The organism is Gaetbulibacter sp. M240 (assembly GCF_043876815.1).
GTDB lineage: Bacteria > Bacteroidota > Bacteroidia > Flavobacteriales > Flavobacteriaceae > Gaetbulibacter_A.
In genome coordinates, this window is sequence record NZ_JBAWKA010000002.1 from 206,536 (window position 1) to 225,708 (window position 19,173).

The 19,173-nt window shown below is 35.6% G+C and carries 19 protein-coding genes; 4 read left to right on the forward strand and 15 right to left on the reverse strand.

The window, feature by feature from the left end; translation table 11 throughout:
* Positions 1 to 3: 3 nt before the first annotated feature.
* Positions 4 to 1,407, reverse strand: a complete 1,404-nt coding sequence (locus tag V8G61_RS06370; RefSeq protein ID WP_394874673.1) for an FAD-dependent oxidoreductase — start codon at positions 1,405 to 1,407, stop codon at positions 4 to 6.
* On the reverse strand, positions 1,400 to 2,671 hold the full coding sequence (gene kynU / locus V8G61_RS06375; protein WP_394874674.1) for a kynureninase: 1,272 nt from the start codon (positions 2,669 to 2,671) through the stop codon (positions 1,400 to 1,402). Before kynU ends, V8G61_RS06370 begins: the two co-directional genes overlap by 8 nt.
* A gap of 101 nt (positions 2,672 to 2,772) precedes the next feature.
* Here kynU and V8G61_RS06380 point away from each other — a divergent pair, with 101 nt between their 5' ends.
* Complete coding sequence (locus tag V8G61_RS06380; protein ID WP_394874675.1) at positions 2,773 to 3,192, forward strand: (4Fe-4S)-binding protein; 420 nt, start codon at positions 2,773 to 2,775, stop codon at positions 3,190 to 3,192.
* A gap of 103 nt (positions 3,193 to 3,295) precedes the next feature.
* Here V8G61_RS06380 and V8G61_RS06385 read toward each other — a convergent pair whose 3' ends face one another.
* Complete coding sequence (locus V8G61_RS06385) at positions 3,296 to 3,949, reverse strand: hypothetical protein (RefSeq protein ID WP_394874676.1); 654 nt, start codon at positions 3,947 to 3,949, stop codon at positions 3,296 to 3,298.
* A gap of 34 nt (positions 3,950 to 3,983) precedes the next feature.
* Between V8G61_RS06385 and V8G61_RS06390 the strand changes: the two genes are divergently transcribed.
* A complete protein-coding gene (locus V8G61_RS06390; RefSeq protein WP_394874677.1) occupies positions 3,984 to 4,784 on the forward strand; it encodes a class I SAM-dependent methyltransferase in 801 nt (266 codons plus the stop codon).
* 10 nt (positions 4,785 to 4,794) lie between these two features.
* Here the strand turns inward: V8G61_RS06390 and msrA are convergent, their stop codons facing one another.
* The 3 genes from msrA to V8G61_RS06405 all read right to left on the reverse strand — a co-directional run bounded on the left by msrA (position 4,795) and on the right by V8G61_RS06405 (position 7,539).
* Complete coding sequence (gene msrA, locus V8G61_RS06395) at positions 4,795 to 5,448, reverse strand: peptide-methionine (S)-S-oxide reductase MsrA (protein WP_394874678.1); 654 nt, start codon at positions 5,446 to 5,448, stop codon at positions 4,795 to 4,797.
* Between the two features lie 213 nt (positions 5,449 to 5,661).
* Complete coding sequence (locus V8G61_RS06400; RefSeq protein ID WP_394874680.1) at positions 5,662 to 6,441, reverse strand: zinc ribbon domain-containing protein; 780 nt, start codon at positions 6,439 to 6,441, stop codon at positions 5,662 to 5,664.
* Positions 6,442 to 6,444: 3 nt separating this feature from the next.
* Positions 6,445 to 7,539: a Nif3-like dinuclear metal center hexameric protein gene (locus V8G61_RS06405; protein WP_394874681.1), complete on the reverse strand. Its 1,095-nt coding sequence runs from the start codon at positions 7,537 to 7,539 to the stop codon at positions 6,445 to 6,447.
* Between the two features lie 114 nt (positions 7,540 to 7,653).
* Between V8G61_RS06405 and lpxK the strand changes: the two genes are divergently transcribed.
* Entirely contained in the window at positions 7,654 to 8,658 is a 1,005-nt protein-coding gene (lpxK, locus tag V8G61_RS06410) for a tetraacyldisaccharide 4'-kinase (protein ID WP_394874682.1), read from the forward strand.
* On the opposite strand, the gene V8G61_RS06415 is transcribed toward lpxK, so the two are convergent.
* From V8G61_RS06415 to V8G61_RS06455, 9 genes are all read right to left on the reverse strand, one after another.
* On the reverse strand, positions 8,636 to 10,888 hold the full coding sequence (locus V8G61_RS06415) for an ATP-binding protein (RefSeq protein WP_394874684.1): 2,253 nt from the start codon (positions 10,886 to 10,888) through the stop codon (positions 8,636 to 8,638). The genes lpxK and V8G61_RS06415 overlap by 23 nt on opposite strands.
* Positions 10,889 to 10,967: 79 nt before the next feature.
* Positions 10,968 to 11,846 (reverse strand): lipoyl synthase, encoded by an 879-nt coding sequence (gene lipA / locus V8G61_RS06420; protein ID WP_394874685.1) that lies wholly within the window; start codon positions 11,844 to 11,846, stop codon positions 10,968 to 10,970.
* Positions 11,847 to 11,893: 47 nt separating this feature from the next.
* The gene (locus V8G61_RS06425) at positions 11,894 to 13,108 is read right to left on the reverse strand and encodes an Nramp family divalent metal transporter (RefSeq protein ID WP_394874686.1); all 1,215 of its coding nucleotides are present in this window, start codon (positions 13,106 to 13,108) and stop codon (positions 11,894 to 11,896) included.
* A complete protein-coding gene (locus V8G61_RS06430) occupies positions 13,105 to 13,653 on the reverse strand; it encodes an RNA polymerase sigma factor (protein WP_394874687.1) in 549 nt (182 codons plus the stop codon). Before V8G61_RS06430 ends, V8G61_RS06425 begins: the two co-directional genes overlap by 4 nt.
* A 142-nt stretch (positions 13,654 to 13,795) precedes the next feature.
* Positions 13,796 to 14,002, reverse strand: coding sequence for a membrane or secreted protein (locus V8G61_RS06435; protein WP_394874688.1), 207 nt, complete (start codon positions 14,000 to 14,002; stop codon positions 13,796 to 13,798).
* 89 nt (positions 14,003 to 14,091) lie between these two features.
* Positions 14,092 to 14,880 (reverse strand): anti-sigma factor domain-containing protein, encoded by a 789-nt coding sequence (locus tag V8G61_RS06440; protein ID WP_394874689.1) that lies wholly within the window; start codon positions 14,878 to 14,880, stop codon positions 14,092 to 14,094.
* A gap of 8 nt (positions 14,881 to 14,888) precedes the next feature.
* Positions 14,889 to 15,422 carry an RNA polymerase sigma factor gene (locus V8G61_RS06445; RefSeq protein ID WP_394874690.1) on the reverse strand — a complete coding sequence of 178 codons (534 nt, stop codon included), beginning with the start codon at positions 15,420 to 15,422 and terminating at the stop codon, positions 14,889 to 14,891.
* A 64-nt stretch (positions 15,423 to 15,486) separates the two neighbouring features.
* Complete coding sequence (gene murB / locus V8G61_RS06450) at positions 15,487 to 16,500, reverse strand: UDP-N-acetylmuramate dehydrogenase (RefSeq protein WP_394874691.1); 1,014 nt, start codon at positions 16,498 to 16,500, stop codon at positions 15,487 to 15,489.
* Entirely contained in the window at positions 16,497 to 17,690 is a 1,194-nt protein-coding gene (locus V8G61_RS06455) for a pyridoxal phosphate-dependent aminotransferase (protein WP_394874692.1), read from the reverse strand. The genes murB and V8G61_RS06455 overlap by 4 nt, the downstream gene beginning before the upstream one ends.
* Before the next feature lie 117 nt (positions 17,691 to 17,807).
* Between V8G61_RS06455 and V8G61_RS06460 the strand changes: the two genes are divergently transcribed.
* The gene (locus V8G61_RS06460) at positions 17,808 to 19,166 is read left to right on the forward strand and encodes an aspartyl protease family protein (RefSeq protein WP_394874694.1); all 1,359 of its coding nucleotides are present in this window, start codon (positions 17,808 to 17,810) and stop codon (positions 19,164 to 19,166) included.
* The last annotated feature ends 7 nt before the right edge of the window (positions 19,167 to 19,173 follow it).

A 19,173-nucleotide genomic window follows, 5' to 3' on the forward strand; every position in this document is an offset into this window, starting at 1 on the left:
ATTTTATTTTAAACCGGCTATTCTATCGTCTTCCAGAATAGCATAAGTTTCTTGTTTTACTTTTTCCAAAATAGTTCGGAGGTCACCTCTTGTGTCAATGGCATTATCAGCTAACAAATTTAATATAGCTTTATCCTGTGCACGTCCGCGGAGCATGGCTTCACGGTAACCAATGTTTTCATTAAAGGTAACTAAAGAATATTTAGATGAATATTCGTTCGGGAATTCTTTTTCAAAGGCCATTTCTAAATGACGTTTTTCCTGAAATATAGGATTTGCAACATGATCTTTCATTTCATGAAAATTATCAATGGCGAGGTCGGCAATAGCATCAGTATCTTTCTTACGAGTTTTTTCATAAGCTTCAAATACTTTTTTCCAATCTCCTTCAAAGCGATCCAAAATAGCATCGAACTCTACAACATCTTCAAATGAGGCATTCATACCCTGACCATAAAAGGGTACAATGGCGTGTGCCGCGTCTCCCATGAGGAGTGTATTCCCTTTGTAATGCCATGGAGAACATTTAATAGTTCCCAAAGGAGCGGTTGGATTCGTGAAAAAGTCATCTAACAAATTGGGCATCATGGCCAGTGCGTCTGGAAACTCTTCACGGAAAAATTCCAGAACCTGCTCCTCTGTTTTTAGATTATTAAAGTTATAAGGCCCTTCATCATAACTTAAAAAGAGGGTAACGGTAAAACTGCCATCCAAATTTGGCAGAGCGATTATCATAAAGTCCCCGCGCGGCCATATATGAAGGGCATTCTTATACGTTTTATAGTCGCCATTTTCTTTGGGTAAAATACTGAGCTCTTTGTAACCGTGAGTAAGGTAATCTTGAGAAAAGCTAAATAAAAATTTCCGCTCTAGAAAATAACTTTTTCTAAGGGCTGAACCCGCCCCATCGGTCGCGATGATGGTATCGGCATCTTCTACAAATTGAGTTTTACTCTCGGTATTTTCAAATAACACCGTGGTGTTTTCAAAATTTACTGAGAGGCACTCACTATCGAAGTAAAAATTGACATTCTCATGCTTTTCGGCTTCATCCAAGAGCAAAGCGTTCAATCCACTTCTTGAAATGGAATTAATGTATTCATGGTCTCGTCCGCTATAATTGGATTGAAATGTTTTGCCATTTTTGTCATGGATCATTCGTCCGTGCATAGGAATACAAAGGGCTTTCACTTTGTCCTCCAAACCTACCATTTTCATTGCTTTGTTTCCTCTGTCTGAGAAGGCTAGATTTATAGACCTTCCTGCGCTGATCTTTGCTTTTCGCAAATCAGGGCGCTTCTCGTAAACAGATACATGATAACCCCGCTGTCCTAATCGCAGGGCAAGTAAACTTCCGCAAAGTCCGGCACCAATAATCAATATGTTTTGTTGTTTCGTTTTAGTCATTTAAAATAGTTTTAAGGCGCTCAACCAGATTGTAAACATCTTCAAATGAATTATAGAAAGGCGTTGGGGCACAACGAATGACATCGGGTTCTCGCCAATCGCTAATAACACCTTTTTCAGTTAGTTTATCATGTAGTGATTTATCAGCATTCTTAACCTGAATTGAAAGTTGACAACCCCGCTCTTCCGAGTTTTTAGGGGTAATAATTCGAATGACGTTGTCGCCCAGATTATTGAGTAAAAATTCAAAATACCCAGTTAATTTAATCGACTTTTCTCTGAGCCGTTCAAAACCAACGGCTTTGAATTCATCCATTGAAGCACGAATGGCTGCCATGGATAAAATAGGGGGATTACTTAGTTGCCAGCCCTCCGCTCCAGGGAGCATATCGAAGGCACCACGCATGTTAAAGCGGGTCTTTTTATTATGGCTCCACCAACCTGTAAACCGGTTCAATTCCGGATTATTCCCGTGGCGTTCATGAACAAAACAGCCGGCTAAACTACCAGGCCCGGAATTTAAATATTTATAAGTACACCAAACCGCAAAATCGGCTCCAGAATCATGCAAATTTAAAGGTACGTTTCCGGCACCATGAGCACAATCGAATCCTACTTTACAACCGTATTGGTGTCCTAGTTCGGTAATACGTTTTAAATCGAAAAACTGCCCGGTATAATAATTTACCCCTCCGATTAAAACAAGCGCAATACGATCACCTTCCTCTTTCAAAATAGCTTCTAGATCCTCATAGCGCAACAACTCTTCACCGTCGCGAGGGCGCCAGAGAATAAGCCCTTCCTGATCATCGAATCCGTGATGTCTCAATTGAGATTCTACCGCATATTTATCGGAGGGAAAGGCATCACTTTCTATAATTATTTTATAGCGTTCTTTTGTGGGTTGATAGAAGGAAACCATCATAAAATGCAGATTCGCCGTAAGGGTGTTCATGACAATAACTTCAGAAGGTTTAGCACCTACAATATCAGCCATGGTTTCGGTTAAAAATTCGTGATAATGTAACCATGGATGTTTTCCTTGCACATGCCCTTCTACACCCAACTTTGCCCAATCTTCCAGTTCTTCATTAACATAATCAGCTGTAATTTTGGGCTGTAAACCTAGTGAATTCCCCGTCATGTAAATGAGATCTTCACCTTTCTCATTTTTAGGGATATGAAACCGATTTCTGAAGGTTCTTAGTGGGTCGATACGATCTTGTTCTAGAGCATAATCACGTCCTAATTTATAATCTTTCAATGTGAATAATTTTTCGATCTTAACAAAAATAAGGATAATAAGTAAAGAATCACCTATCTGAAATTGGGTTTGATTTTACTATATTTAGTAAAAAATATATCATGGGTAGAACTAGAGAATATTCCAATGGGGAGGTAACCATTGTTTGGGAAGCTAAAAAATGCATTCATTCGGGGATTTGCGTGAAAGGGTTACCGCAGGTGTTTAGACCGTCCATTAGACCTTGGATTGCTATTGACAAAGCGTCCACTGAGAATTTAGTGAAGCAGGTGAAGGAATGTCCTTCAGGAGCTTTAAGTTTTTATATGAATGATGCTACCAATAAAACCACTGAAAAACTTCAAACCAAGATCGAGGTTTTAGAAAAGGGCCCCTTGTTGGTTTACGGGACTTTAACCGTAACGGATAAAAATGGTGCTCAAGAGTTAAAGAACAGAACCACTGCCTTTTGCCGGTGTGGCGAATCGGCGAATAAGCCATTCTGCGACGGAACGCATGTGAAAAATAATTTTGAAGGCTAAAAAAAAGCCCTTTAAATGATTAAAGAGCTCTTGAAATATATAGAGACGCAAAAGCGGAAAAAAACGTATATTATAATTACGTTTTAACTGTCAGTTTTGGATGTTAAGGTTCTAAAATTACTTCTACGTCTGAAAATTTTAAGTTCCAATCACCTTCAGCTTTAGTATGTTCTAACGCTATTTTTATACCGTTAAAATCCTGATAATTCTCAAAGGTGTTTACCAGTGAGGGTTCAGGTTTATTGCCCTTTCGAAAAGCCCATTCTCTAATTATAAATTCATCATCAAAATAAATATCATAGGCATCTCCAGGTGTATAACCACCGCCATCAGAAGGGTAGGTAATAGTTATTTGATTTATTTCTTTTTTACTAATAGGTGCTGTGGTTTTTTTAGCTTCTGAAATAGAAGCACTTTTATCCCAAACAAGTTGAAACGGGATTAATAACCAAAACTTATCATTTACAAAGGCGCGGTCGATAGGAATTGTTGTGGAATCTACCATGGCGCGATTGTACGCTACTGTTATAGTATCCTTTGTGTAAGTAACAGCATTTGTTTTTGGAGACCATTTCCAATGTCGGGCTCCAGCAAACGTAAAATCAATTTCATTGATGTGATTCCAGTGCTCAAAACCATGAGCATTTGCTATTTTTTCAGCCGTTGACAAGGTGGGTTCAGGTTGTTTTTGAGTCTCTTTTTGTTTACACCCAATTAAAGTGAGCGTCAAAAAGGCTATGTACAAGAGGTTTTTCATAACTTTATTTTTTTGTAAAGATACAAACTTGACTATGGATTCTCATAAAAATTATTTTGAAACGAATCGCATAACCTGGGATACCAAGGTTAATATACATTCAAAAAGTAAAATGTACGACCTGGAAGCATTTAAAAAAGGAAGGTCCTCATTAATGGCTTACGAGTTGGATGCCCTTGGTGATGTTAAAAACAAATTGCTGCTTCATTTACAATGCCATTTTGGTCAGGATACCTTGAGTTGGAGTAGGATGGGGGCGAAATCTACCGGTGTAGATTTTAGTAAAACAGGAATAGAATTGGCAATAGCCTTAAATGCAGAATTACAATTAAATGCCGATTTTGTTTGTTGCAATGTGTTAGAGACTTCAAAATATATTAAGGAAACCTTCGATATTGTTTTTACGAGTTATGGCGTTATTGGTTGGCTGCCCGATTTAAAACCATGGGGTCAAATGATTGCAGAACGACTAAAATCCGGAGGAACCTTTTTTATTGCTGAGTTTCATCCGATTGTTTGGATGTTTGATTATTTAAAAACGCCACCTGAATTGTGTTATGGTTATATGCAGGATGCTGCAATTTATGAAGAATATGAAGGGACTTACGCGGATAAATCAGCAAAAATAATCAGTAAAGAATATGGGTGGAACCATGGTTTGGGAGAGGTCGTTTCTGCTTTAACAGAAGCTGGTCTTCATATTGAATACTTAAGAGAATATGATGAGAGCCCGTACGATGTTTTGCCGAATTTAATAAAAACCGAGAAAGGAATGTTCGTTACAAAAGACAAGCGCTATCCATTGATCTTCACTTTAAAAGCAACGAAACACTAATCAAGTATTACTATTTATCCTTAAGTAATTCCGGAAATTTCGCTTTGAAACGGTAAAATCGAGGAATGGAGACGTTTCGAACGTAGGGATTATTAGGGTGATTAATAACATAGTTTTGGTGATAATCTTCGGCGCGCCAGAATTTTTGGAATGGATATACTTCGGCTGCTACTTTTTCACCTAAGGCTTTCTCTAATGTAGCTTTCTTCTCAAGAATAATCTGTTTTTGTTCGTTATTCTGATAGAATATAATGGATCGATATTGCGAACCAATATCATTACCCTGACCATTTACCTGAGTAGGATTTTGCGAACCAAAATACACATCAACCAGAGTTGCGAAACTAATGATGTTTGGGTCGTAAATGACTTCTACGGCTTCGGCATGTCCTGTTCGTCCTGTGTTGCTATCCGCATAAGTAGGATTTTCGGTATGTCCACCGGAATAACCACTAATGACTTCATCGACACCTTTTATGCTTTCATATATTTCTTCAACACACCAAAAACAACCACTTGCAAAATAAGCTCGGGCCTTTCCATTTTTTAAGGGAACTTGAACTGGCTCGGCATTAATAACCGCTTGCTGTGCTTTATTTGTTTGAGCAGAATGCTGACAACTGAATAATAAGGAAAGTATTAAAACGCTAATAATATGTTTCATTTTTAATTTTTTTTTCACCTATTAAATGAGATTCACCGATAAATGTTTTCTACGATTGAACAATTTATGGTTACGGCTTATTTCATAATCAAGGTTTTCTTTTTCAATAGACGTGTAAAAATACAAAACCTTAAAAAAAGGGTAGTGAAATTTTTATTTAAAAAAAAAGCCTTCCACAAAGGAAAGGCTTTTCAATATTAATTATGGATGAAATTAAAGTTTTGAAAACATTTTCTCCATTTTTTCTTTTTGTTCTTCTGCGAGTTCTGCGTCTACTAAAATTCGGCCACTGTGCTCATCCGTAATTACTTTTTTACGTGATGCAATTTCCACTTGAACCTGGGGAGGAATAGTAAAGAAAGAACCTCCAGAAGCTCCTCTTTCAATAGGTACAACAGCTAAGCCGTTCTTAACATTTTCTCTGATACGGGTGTAAGCCTTTACCAGTCTATCGTCGATCTGTTCTTTATAATCAGCAGATTTTTCTATAAGTGCTTTTTCTTCTTTTTCGGTTTCAGATAAAATAGCATCTAATTCACCTTTTTTGTGTTTTAAATGCGTATCACGTTCTTTTAAACGTTCTTTGGTTTCGGCTATAACTTCTTTTTTCTGTTCAATCTGCACCTTAAATTCTTTAATGTGCTTTTCAGCTAATTGAATTTCTAATTCCTGAAATTCGATTTCTTTCGTTAATGAGTTATACTCGCGATTATTTCTGACATTTTTTTGTTGTTCACTGTACTTTTTTATTAAAGCTTTAGATTCTTCAATAAGATTCTTTTTTCCAGCAATGTCATTATCTAATAAATCTAAACTGGAGTTTAATTTTTCCAGTCTGATATTTAATCCAGCAACTTCATCTTCAAGATCACGAACTTCTAGGGGAAGTTCTCCACGAACATTTCTAATTTCATCAATGCGCGAATCAATAAGTTGTAAATCGTAAAGGGCTCTTAAACGCTCTTCTACAGTTGCTTCTTTCTTTTTTGCCATATTCTAAAAATACTTAACAGGATTGGTATTTATCGTTGATAAAATGATTGCAAAATTAGTAATTTTTTTCTTAAGATAAGCGACTAATCCGTTTTTTGTGTATTGCTCACTTTCGTAATGTCCAATATCAGTTAATAGCAACTTATTTTCAGCTGAAAAAAAGTCATGATATTTTAAATCTGCCGTTATAAACACGTCAGCATCAGTATCTTTAGCGGCTGGTATGGCGAAACTTCCAGAGCCTCCCAAAACAGCTACTTTTTTAATAGGTTTGCCTAAAAGTGTAGAATGTCTGACACATTTTGTATTCATTTTTTCTTTTAAATAGGTTAAGAATGCCTCTTCGGTCATCTCATTTGTTAATTCACCTATCATTCCAATACCAATATGTTGGTTTTTATTTTCTATTGTTGTAATCTCGTAGGCTACCTCTTCATAGGAATGGGTGTTAAACAGAGTATCAAGGATTTGTTTTTCCTGATGTTTTGGATAAATAACCGTTAGTATTGTTTCCTTTTCAAAATGCGTTTTTTCTATTTCACCTTTGGTAGGATTGGCATTTGAATTCGCTTTATACGTTCCAGTACCATCAATATTAAAGCTACAATTACTATAATTACCAATGTTTCCTGCTCCAGCTTCAAATAATGCATTTCGGAGGCTTTCGGCTTCATCTACAGGTACATAGGTAGTTAGTTTTTTAATTGTTCCAGATTGGGGTATTAAAATTTGTTTATTGTTTAATTTAAGTTGATTGCAAATCATATCATTTACACCATAAAGCGCGTTGTCCAGAGCTGTATGAATTGCAAAAATGGCAATATCATGTTTTAAAGCTTTCATCACCACGCGTTCTACATATGTGCTACCGGTTAGTTTTTTTAATCCTTTAAATATGATAGGATGGAAGCTTACAATAAGATTGCAATTCTTTTCGATTGCTTCATCTACCACTGGTTCTAAGGTATCAAGGGTCACTAAAACACCGGTTAGTTTTGTGTTCTTATCACCCACTAAAAGCCCTACATTGTCAAAATCCTCAGCATATGATAGAGGAGCCAGGTTCTCTAAATGTGATATGACGTCTTGAATAATCATAATATTTTCATGATTTAATTTAGAAACAAATATAAAATATTTACTTTGCTGTTGGTTACCTATAATTGATTTTAACCCAAAAGTGATTTAAAATCAGGTTTACAAAAGTTAATTATGAAATTATTGAGATATTTATTGTTTCCATTTGTTCCCATATATTATGTGGTAACCTGGCTGCGAAATAAACTATTTGATATTGGTGTACTTTCTCAAAAAAAATATGACTTTCCGGTTATTTGTGTGGGTAATTTAAGTGTGGGAGGTACAGGTAAAACCCCAATGATTGAGTATTTAATAAGACTTTTGATGGATGACTATAAGGTTGCGACACTGAGTCGGGGATATAAGCGTAAAACTAAGGGATTTCAATTGGCTGATTCCAGCTCTACGGCTCAAAGTTTGGGAGATGAGCCTTTTCAGTTTTTCAACAAATTTAAAAACGCTGTTCAGGTTGCGGTTGATACTAAGCGTAGTCATGGTATTGGTCAACTTCTGAAAACAGACCAAAAACCGGATGTTATATTATTGGATGATGCCTATCAACACCGGAAAGTTAAGGCTGGTTTTAATATTTTATTGACAACCTATGCGAATCCTTATTTTAATGATATGGTATTACCAACAGGCGATTTACGTGAGCCAAAAATTGGTGCTAAACGGGCAGATATTATTGTAGTCACTAAATGTCCTGATGCTTTATCTCCGGTTGAGAGCGAGCAAATCATTCAAAAAATTGAACCTCAATCGCATCAAAAAGTGTTTTTCAGCTCTATTGTTTATGATGAAAACGTTTATTCTAATGAAGAATCAATAAAACTGGACAATTTACCCCGGTTTACTTTGGTTACCGGAATTGCTGATGCTAGTGCATTGGTTGCATATTTAAATGGAAAAGGATTGCAATTTGAACACTTAGAATTTGGGGACCATCATGAATTTAATGATGATGATATTAAAGTTTTATCAGGGAAAGAATTAATCCTAACTACCGAAAAGGATTTTATGAGATTGAAAGATTTTGAGGTTTTAAAAAATAGCTTGTATTACCTGCCAATGAAAATAAGCTTGAAGGAAGGCGAAGTATTTGATTCTCTTATTAAATCGTTTCTTGTTGATTAAAGGTTTTATAAGATTTACCTGAAAGTGCGTTATAAAGTTTTTTCTCAAACTCTTCCTGTTTGAATGGTTTCGGAATAATGTCTGTAAAACCAGCCTCGTCAAATTCCTGCATTTTATCTTCAATAGTAACGGCGGTTAAAGCAAAAATAGTTATGTTTTTATCAAAAGTTCTTACGCGTTTTGTCGCTTCTATACCACTAATCCCAGGCATATGAATGTCCATTAAAACAATATTGTATTTATTGTTTTTAATAAGCTCAACAGCATCCTCTCCATTATCAACCAGATCACATTTAAGCTTCATCTTAGTCAGGATTTTTTTGGTAATCATTTGATTGATTTTATTGTCCTCCACAACTAAAATTTTCACTTTATCTAATTCGACCTTATCCGTATTATCGTTAAAATAAGATGTATTGGGCTCATTTAATGACTGCTCTTTGGCCGTGTATTCAACAGGGATTTCAAAATAAAATGTAGTTCCTTTCTCTATTTCACTTTTCACATAGATATCGCCTTTCAGAATATCTATAAGTCCTTTAACAATAGATAATCCTAAACCTGTACCACCGTATTTTCTGTTGATTTGGATCGATCCTTGGGAGAAACTTTCAAACATTTTGTCTTGTTTCTCCTGACTTATTCCAATACCATTGTCTTCAATTTCAAAGCGTAGTCGATAGGTTTTATCTTTTTGAGAAATTTTATAAACACGGATCCAAATATCACCATTTTTAGTAAACTTAATAGAGTTACCTACCAGATTGATCAGGATCTGGGAGATCTTAAGTTGATCGGCAATAAAGTTTTCCGGTAAATTATTATCGTATTCAAAGTGAATTTTAACATTGTTGTCCTCTGCAGAATTGTTTAATGCTAAAACGATATTATTTATTTTTTTCTTTAAGTTGAAAGGTTCAGGCTCGACCTCCACTTTATTAGCTTCAATTTTATTTATTTGAAGAATATCATTAATGAAAGTAAGAAGATAATCTCCTGAAAATTTTAAAGATTTTAAATGTTGAATCTGATCAGGTTTTGGGTTTTCTTCCAGTAACATGTTAGTCAAACCTGTAACAGCATAAAGGGGTGTACGTAATTCGTGGGTAACAGTAGATAGGAAATTTGCCTTGGTTTTTGTCGCTAATTCCGCTTTTTCTTTAGCAATAATTAATTCTCCATTTTTCTTGTGGAGCATGTTATTGGTTTTTAAACGGATATTGTTGTTTTTATAAAGCGATAATGTTAATAATGATAAAATTGTTATCAAGGCGACACTCAAAATGGAAATTAAAGTTCTTACCCCATTATCCTCTTCCGCCTTCTCCAGTTTTTGAACAACTTGTTCATATTCTTTAGTAGTATCCTGAAGCTTCGTTTTAGCATCCTGATCAGACGCCAAACTAGCAGTTTTAATAAGGTATATCGAATCGGTTAATTGGAAATGTTTTTCTAAATAATCTCTTGAAACTTTGTAGTTCTTTTGGTCATAATAAATATCACTAAGGACTTTATAACCTAAGTTGCGAATATCCTCATAATTGTTGTTTTCTGCAATTTGCAAACCTTCATTTGCAAAAGATAAAGCTTTATCATTTTGGTTTAATTTATTATGCACCAAAGCTTGGTTGATGAGTGCATCACTTTCAACTTTTGAGTAATCAGATTTTTTAGAAATAGCTAAGGACTGTTCAATAATACCCCGTGACGTTCTGTAATTCCGCAGAGATATATAGGTTTTTCCCTCTAAAAGTAAGGTTTCAGCAAGTTTTTGATCTAAACCTTGTTGTTGAAATAAATTTTTAGCGGAAACGAAATAGTCTAGAGCCTGGTAGTAGTCATTTTTTTCTATGAAAACCTCGCCAAGTGTTTTAAATGCAAATGCTAATCCGGTGTCATCCCCGGTCATCCTTTGAATCTCAATAGCACTGTTTAGGGAATTAATAGCATTATCCGGTTTGTGGGTTAAAAGTTCTATTCGACCTTTAAGTGTATAAATATTACCTAAACTCGCGCTGTCATTGGATTTGTTCGCTATATCCAGTGCCTCATTCAAATTAGTCAATGCCTTGAAATAACTGAAATTTTCAAGTTCATTTTGAGACTGTGTTATACGGTATTCAATGGAATTTTGTAGCAGTTCAGGATCTTCTTTCAGCGAGTTTTGAGCTGAAAGATCATGACTGATAATAAAAATTAAAACGAATATGTATCTATAAATTTGGGACATTTAACATATTTATCATCAGCAAATATAATCTTTTTATCGATAAAACACACTTTTATTCCGACAAATTACACAAAAAATACTAATTTATATGTTTTTGAGCTTTGTAAGATGATCTTACCAGTGCACTACTTTCTACGTGTCTGAAGCCTAAATCTAACCCGATAGCTTCATACTCTTTAAATTCATCCGGGGTAACAAAACGTTTTACGGGTAAATGTTTTTTACTTGGCTGTAAGTATTGTCCGATCGTTACTACGTCTACGTCGTTGTCACGTAAATCCTGAAGCGTTTCAACAACTTCCTCTTTAGTTTCTCCCAATCCTAGCATAATACCAGATTTGGTACGTCGTTGTCCTTGTTTTTTTAAGTATTTTAAGACGCCTAAACTTCTATCGTATTTAGCCTGTATACGTACTTCACGGGTTAATCGTCTTACGGTTTCAATATTATGAGAAACAACTTCCGGGGCAACTTCAATTATACGGTCTATATGTTGTTCAATACCTTGAAAATCAGGAATTAAAGTTTCTAATGTTATTTCAGGGTTCATGCGGCGTACGGCTTTTACTGTTTCAGCCCACATAATGCTTCCCATATCCTTCAGGTCATCCCGGTCTACACTGGTAAGTACAGCATGTTTAATTTTCATGATTTTTATGGATCGGGCAACTTTTTCTGGCTCGTCCCAATCCACTGTTTCAGGACGCCCTGTTTTTACACCACAAAATCCGCAAGAACGGGTGCAAATATTTCCTAAAATCATGAACGTAGCAGTACCTTCTCCCCAGCATTCCCCCATATTGGGGCAGCTACCTGAAGCACATATGGTGTTTAAATTGTACTTATCTACAAGGCTACGTAACTCTGTATATTTTTTTCCGGTTGGCAGTTTAACGCGGATCCATTTTGGTTTTGGCTTTCTTTCAGTAATTGTATTTGAAACAGTTTCTGTACTCATAGCTTATTTTAAAGGACAAAGATACGAAGTATTCTTTTAAATACCGCTTAAAGGGTGGTGAGGTAATACACCGTAAAACCAATTAAAAATACAATTCCCATGATACTTAAAATATGTAGTTTTAAGGAGGGTCTCCACTCTTCTGGGGTATGGTTACTCGCTATTAATTTATAATTGATAATGGCATAAAAAGGTGCTGTTATGAAAGATAAAATTGTGGCTATTTGTATCAATAATCCCATTTCAGAGGCTAAAAAGAAAAAAATTCCAATACAACCAAATGTTAATACCAAGATCCAAAAGGTATAATTCAAACTTGTTTTGTTTTTAAACAATAATTCTGTAGCCTTGCTCATTGCCCGAGGCGAGGCGTCTAAGGTGGTAAGTGTGGTACTAAACATAGTCGTAAAGGCAGCAATACCAATGATAATACTTGCCCAACTCCCAATACTGGCCGTATACATTTTAATAAGCTGTCCTGAAAATTCTGTAGCAGAATTGCTGAATTGTTCGCCCGTATGATACATAACCAAGGAACCTAAGAGAAGAAACCCAATACCTAAAAAAATAGTTCCGATATATCCTACATTAAAATCGAATAGAGCCGATTTCGGGGTATAGTTCTTGGTGCTTTTATTTTTTTCAACTGACCAAAGTGATTGCCAAACTGAGATGTCCAATGGCGCAGGCATCCAACCCATGAATGCTATTAAAAAGGCTACACCGAGTTTGCTATCCGGTAATACCTGAGTTAAATTCAGGGTCTCATGATTGTTTATCAAGGACATACTAACGGCAGCGATCGTGCTAATCGTTAAAACAATGATAATAATTTTCATAAGCCTATCTAACAAGGCATATTTTCCAATTATCAATAGTGCCAAGCAGAGTACTAGTATCAGAACAGTCCAGATCTCAATCGAAAAATAACCTCCAAATAAGGTAGACGCTAATCCTGCAGTTACAATCGTCACCGCGGTTTGAATCGTAAACATGGTGGCTATAGTTAGTATGTAATAAGCTATTAAAACCCCTTTTCCTAATTTTTTATAACCCTCCAGTAAACTTTCACCGGTAGCGGTGGCGTAGCGTGGACCAAATTGAAAAAATGGGTATTTAAATACATTAACAAGGAGTAAAGCCCATAATAAACCTAATCCAAAATCGGCTCCTGCACGAGTCGATTGTACTAAATGTGATACACCTATTGCGGCTCCGGCGAATAATAACCCCGGTCCCAGATCTTTAAGTTTGGATATCATGTGTGCTTCTGAATAATATCTGCTAAAAGTTTTTTAGCACGAAGTAATTTAACCTTAACATTATTAATGGGTTCTCCCAAATGTTGAGAAATCTCTTTATAACTAAATTCCTGAAAGTAGCGCAAATTAATAACTTCCTGATAATGTGGCTTTAATTTTTTTATATCGCGTAAAAGGGAAGCCAAATGCTGCTCAGTGATGAGTTTGTCCTCCGGAGAAGGTGATTCATCCAAAACCAAATAGGCATTTTTATCATTGTTGATCTTTACCTGATCAATGGCATTTTTTTCTTTTCGTAATAAGTCAATATGAATATTCTTTGAAATGGTAATCAGCCAGGTCTTGAACTTGTAGCGATCATCAAACGTGTCGATTTTATCAAAGGCCTTTGAAAATGTCTGGATTGTAATGTCTTCAGCATCATTTTCATTTCTCGTTCGCTTCAACTGAAAACCGTAAACATCATCCCAAAACGTATCTAAAAGAAAATTAAATGCTTTTTGATCCGTTTTTTTTGCGCGTGTAATAGCTTCCTCTATATCCAATAAAATCAGTTTAAAATTAGATGAATTATAAAGATACTAATTGTGAAAGAATTACGAAAGACTTTTGAATAGGTGCCTTAAAAAAACACTTCCTTATGCTATCGTATCGAGGGTAGATGTGAGACGTATAAAGAGGGCAGAACTAAGAATTGTGCTGCGGCTCATTGCAATTTTCAAATTGATCCGGAGTTTTACCACAAAAACCACAAGCCTCTCCGTTCTTATTTAACATAGGGTTTTGGCTTGCACAGGTACCGGCAAATTTTCCGTCTTTTTTTGCCCAGATTTTTATGGCAATTCCGGCAAATCCAAGTGCTAATAAACCGATGGTAATTAAAACAAGTTTCATCTTTAATTATTTATTGCAAAGGTACGAGTAAAAAAAAACTTCAAGAACAATGCTTGAAGTTTTTTTAGGGAGAATTATTTGCTATTAATTTACTTTAATTCTATTTCGGCAACCGAATTATCCAATGAGGCCGTTGTGTTACCACCTTTGGGTTCGATGGTGATATTCAATCCTCTGGCATCCTCGGTATAAGGAATGTATTGCAATTGACGATCTGTTTCACTTAGAATACCTAAGCTTACCATCTTTCCTTGTAGTTCTGCCCAGATCTGGTAGCATTGCTCTTTTGGCAATTGCGGTAAGGATACAACATCGATCATCGAAGTTTTTTCTTTCGGATTTATATATGCAACCGTTTTCAGATTTTTAGCTCTGCTATTCCCCTGCATAATGTACTTATAGGTTTCAGGATCGTTAAGTTGCTTGAACTGTTGCATCACATTATCTAACTTCGAATTGGTATTCGCAATGTCACTACGCAGATCAAAAATCTCATCAACAACAACCTGATTTTCTTCGGATAGCTTTTTGTTTTGACTATAGAATACAAAGGAGGTCACGGCAAAAAGGATGGCTGCAACACTAGCTGCAAACGATACGAAATGCCAGGTTTTGTATGATTTTTTCTGTTTTAAGCTTAAAACAGGAGCGTCATCTAATTCATTTAGGATATTTCCTAATATGTGTCTTGGTGCTTCTTCAGCATGAGCCTTAGATACAACCTCTAAGTTGTATTGCATTGTGTTGTAGGCATTCTGAACCTCTGGGTACTTTACAATGTAAGACTCCACTTGTTCTGTTTCAGCAGAAGAAGTGATTCCTACTAGATATTTTTCTAATAGGCCAGAATTTAAAAAAGTAGTTATTTTCTCATTCATGACGTTATTTATTGAGGATCGTAAATCTTTTTCAATTCACGTAATCCAATTTTTAATCTCGATTTAATAGTTCCTAACGGAATATTTAACTCTTCACTAGCTTCTTGCTGTGTCATACCCTCAAAAAAGAGGGTTTCTAAAACAATTTGATATTTTTTTTCTATACTTCCAAGGTGCTTACGGATGTCTAAAACATCCTGATTTAATTCACCTGATTTTATATTATATACGTTAGAAGATTCAATTTGGACTTCTTTGGTTGTTTTATTTTTTAAGGATCGTACTTTATCGATGGCCGTATTATAGGCTATACGGTACAACCAGGTAAATAGTCTGGCCTTTTCGGAATCGTATTTTTTTGAATAGCGCCAAATTTTAATAAAGCTTTCCTGTAGTACGTCCTGAGCTACCTCGTCGTCTGAGATCACTTTTTTTATGACACCAAATAAGGCATCGGCATAATTGTCGTAAAGTAATGTAAGGGCTCTTTTGTCACTTTTTTCAAGTAACTGAACTATTTCTTTTTCAATGTTCGAAATCAAAGTGCGCTAGTTTAGTTGATGGCCTAGTATTTTTAATTAAGCAAAAGTATACAAATCCAAAGGATTATAAAATATTAACCTCAGGTTCAATACTAACGTTAAATAATTTTTTTATTGTTTTTTGAATTAATGTCGCTAATTCTAAAATATCAGATCCTTTCGCTCCGCCGTAATTTACCAAAACTAATGCTTGATTTTTGTGTACGCCGTAATTTCCAAAACGTTTTCCTTTAAAACCAGCCTGTTCTATAAGCCAACCAGCAGGAACTTTAACCTCAGTGTCTGAAACTGGATACGAAGGCATTGTAGAAAAGTTCTTTAGTAGTGTTTCGTAATGCGATTTTGTAATGATCGGATTTTTAAAAAAACTACCACTGTTTCCAATGAGTTTCGGATCCGGAAGTTTTTGTTGCCGAATAGAAATTACAGCTTTAGAAACATCCTGAATGGTGGGCGTAGTAATCTGCATTTTTTCTAATTCCGATGTGATGGCACCGTAATCGATATGAAGTTTATGATCGTTTTTTGAGAGTTTAAAAATCACGCTTGTAATAATGTACTTTCCTTTACCTTCATTCTTAAAAATGGAGCTACGATATCCAAACTGACAGTCCTTTAAGGTAAAGGTATTCAGCTTTAAAGTACTTATATCAAGGGCCTCGCAGCTTATAAAGTTGTCTTTTAATTCTACGCCATATGCTCCTATATTTTGAATTGGTGCTGTACCTACATTACCTGGAATTAGGGATAGGTTTTCTAGACCCCCATAGTTTTTGTTTAAACACCACAGCACAAACTCATGCCAGTTTTCACCTGCCTGGACCTCAACATAAACCCAATCATTATTCTCATCTATAACCTGGATGCCTTTGAGATCAATCTTAATAATTAACCCATCAAAATCTTGGGTGAGTAACATATTACTTCCACCACCAAGGATCAACTTTTTATTTTCTCGATTTTCAAGCAGAATTTGTTTTAAATCTGAAATACTAGAAATCGGAGCAAAGGTGTTTGCCAATACATCGATCCCAAATGAATTGTAAGGTTTAAGAGATATGTTTTTTAAAACTTTCAAAGGGTTTTGTAAAGCGCTAAAGCTTCTTTTAATATTTCAACAGCACGTTTTAATTTCTTTTTATCTAGGACGTATGCAATACGAATTTGATTTAAACCGATTCCAGGGGTTGAATAAAATCCGGCAGCCGGTGCCACCATAACCGTTTCACCATGACTATCGAATGTTTCCAAGAGCCATTGTGCAAAATGATCTGCATTAGATATAGGAAGCTCGGCTATGCAATAAAATGCACCTTTAGGGTTTCCTATTTTAACACCTTCGATCTGTTCTAATTCTTGTATTAAAAAATTTCGGCGCTCGGTATATTCTTTTATGACTTCATCAAAGTAGGATTGTGGAGTTTCTAAAGCGGCTTCACTCGCAATCTGACCATAAGTTGGTGGACTCAAGCGCGCCTGTGCGAATTTCAAAACAGTTTGTAAAACCTCTTTATTTCGCGAAACCAAGCAGCCTACACGGGCTCCGCACATGCTGTAACGTTTGGAAACCGAATCGATCACTATAGTATTGGCATCAATTCCTGGAAGATTTAATACCGAATGATGCTTGTTATCGTCATATACGAATTCTCGATAGACTTCATCTGCTACTAAAAAAAGATCATGCTTGCGCGCTAAGGCTCCTAATTTATTAATTTCATCTAGGGTGTATAAATAACCCGTTGGGTTTCCGGGGTTACAAATTAATATAGCCTTTGTCCTTTCAGTAATAAGCTTTTCATATTCCTCAATTGGTGGTAAAGCAAAATTGTCCTCAATATTACAAACCACCGGAACAACATTAACGCCTGTTGCCGTTGAAAAAGCAATATAATTAGCGTAAAAAGGTTCGGATATGATAACTTCATCACCAGGATCTAGAATACTACTGAACAAAAAAATGAGACCTTCACTAGCTCCCGTTGTTACGATTATATCATCCGATGTTACCTCTATATTGTGTTTTTTATAGTAGTTGGCTAGTTTTTTTCTATAGGTTTCTGATCCGTTAGAACTGGAATAAGCCAAAACTTCAATATTGCTATTAAGCACGGCGTCTAGGGCAACCTGAGGTGTTTTGATATCTGGTTGTCCAATATTAAGATGATAAATAGTTTTACCGTCTTTCAATGCCTGCTCGGCATAGGGCATTAATTTTCGTATTGGAGATTCAGGCATATGCCGCCCTTTTGTAGATATTGATGGCATGAATACTTCTTTGGCACAAAGTTGAGAAAATTATCTTAAAGTTTTTTTAAAAAAAAGGTATAAATCCTGAACCTTAATCAAAGATTTGTAAATTAATGTGTTTTGGAACAATAGCTCGTGAAAAAAGCCATATACATAGTCATCATTTTTATTTTCTTTAATATTTCCGGATTGGCACAATCTCCGGGACTCATTCAAAATAGAAAACATAGTGAAAAGGTCTCTTTTCAATTAATAAATGACCTTATTATTTTTCCCATGCAGGTAAATGGTGTGCCATTGTCATTTATTTTGGATACTGGCGTGAGAAAATCGATTGTATTTAATTTTACAGATGAAGAGGAGGAAGCTGCTAATTTAAAAGAAGTTGAACGCATCTACCTTAGAGGGTTAGGAGCCGGCAATTCGGTAGAGGCTTATAAGTCTTTCAATAATGTCTTTAAAATTGGCGATTTGGTGAACCCCAATCAGGATTTACACGTTATTCATAATAGTAACTTGGATTTTACACCGCGATTGGGCGTTGCAGTTCATGGTATAATTGGTTCCGATCTTTTTAAAGATTTAATTGTAGAAATTAATTATTCTCGAAAGTATTTGAGATTTACAGAACCTGAATATTATAATAAGAAGCTTTGTAAGAACTGTGAAAGTATCCCACTGGAATTCCATAAAGACAAGCCTTATATTAATGCTTCGGTAAAAATCAATAACAAAATTATTCCTGTGAAGTTACTAATTGATTCCGGGGGTAGTGATGCCCTATGGTTATTTGAAAACCCGCAGGATGGTATCGTTTGCAACAATGCCTATTTTGAGGATTTTCTCGGGTTTGGTCTGAATGGGAGCGTTTATGGAAAACGATCTAAAATAGAAGCCTTTTATATCAATAAGTTTGAGCTTAAGAATCCTAATGTCGCTTTTCCGGAGGTAAGCTCCGTATCCGCGGCGATTCTGATTGAAGGTCGCAACGGAAGTCTTGCCGGTAATATTTTAAAGCGTTTTAATATGATCTTTGATTATAATAATGAAGAATTGATCATTAAAAAGAATTCAAATTTCAAGGCTAGATTTCAATATAATAAAAGTGGATTGGAATTGGCCCACGATGGATTTCATTTGGTTAGAACTCTTGAAAACATAGTGCCTATTGGCCAATCGGATAATGGATCTGAAGGGCTAGGTGTTAATAATACTAAAGTTATAATAAACCCATGGTACAAAGTTACTTTACGCCCCATTTATAAAATCGTAGAGCTTCGTGAAGGGTCCCCGGCAGAAATGGCTGGATTGGAAATAGGCGATATCCTTGTAAAGCTTAATGGTAAAGAAACCTATCGGTTTACCTTACAAGAGCTCATGGCCAAGTTTTTTGATGAGGTTGGCACAACTATAAAGCTACAGGTTATAAGACGCGGTCGTGAAATTAATTTCAAATTCAAACTTGAAGACGTCTTTAAAACTAAAAAACCCTAACAGAAAT

Coding starts and splice junctions, on each gene's coding strand:
- V8G61_RS06370 (WP_394874673.1), bottom strand. CDS start 1,407: ATGACTAAAACGAAACAACAAAACATATTGATTATTGGTGCCGGACTT.
- V8G61_RS06380 (WP_394874675.1), top strand. CDS start 2,773: ATGGGTAGAACTAGAGAATATTCCAATGGGGAGGTAACCATTGTTTGG.
- V8G61_RS06385 (WP_394874676.1), bottom strand. CDS start 3,949: ATGAAAAACCTCTTGTACATAGCCTTTTTGACGCTCACTTTAATTGGG.
- V8G61_RS06390 (WP_394874677.1), top strand. CDS start 3,984: ATGGATTCTCATAAAAATTATTTTGAAACGAATCGCATAACCTGGGAT.
- msrA (WP_394874678.1), bottom strand. CDS start 5,448: ATGAAACATATTATTAGCGTTTTAATACTTTCCTTATTATTCAGTTGT.
- V8G61_RS06400 (WP_394874680.1), bottom strand. CDS start 6,441: ATGGCAAAAAAGAAAGAAGCAACTGTAGAAGAGCGTTTAAGAGCCCTT.
- V8G61_RS06405 (WP_394874681.1), bottom strand. CDS start 7,539: ATGATTATTCAAGACGTCATATCACATTTAGAGAACCTGGCTCCTCTA.
- lpxK (WP_394874682.1), top strand. CDS start 7,654: ATGAAATTATTGAGATATTTATTGTTTCCATTTGTTCCCATATATTAT.
- V8G61_RS06415 (WP_394874684.1), bottom strand. CDS start 10,888: ATGTCCCAAATTTATAGATACATATTCGTTTTAATTTTTATTATCAGT.
- lipA (WP_394874685.1), bottom strand. CDS start 11,846: ATGAGTACAGAAACTGTTTCAAATACAATTACTGAAAGAAAGCCAAAA.
- V8G61_RS06425 (WP_394874686.1), bottom strand. CDS start 13,108: ATGATATCCAAACTTAAAGATCTGGGACCGGGGTTATTATTCGCCGGA.
- V8G61_RS06435 (WP_394874688.1), bottom strand. CDS start 14,002: ATGAAACTTGTTTTAATTACCATCGGTTTATTAGCACTTGGATTTGCC.
- V8G61_RS06440 (WP_394874689.1), bottom strand. CDS start 14,880: ATGAATGAGAAAATAACTACTTTTTTAAATTCTGGCCTATTAGAAAAA.
- V8G61_RS06455 (WP_394874692.1), bottom strand. CDS start 17,690: ATGCCATCAATATCTACAAAAGGGCGGCATATGCCTGAATCTCCAATA.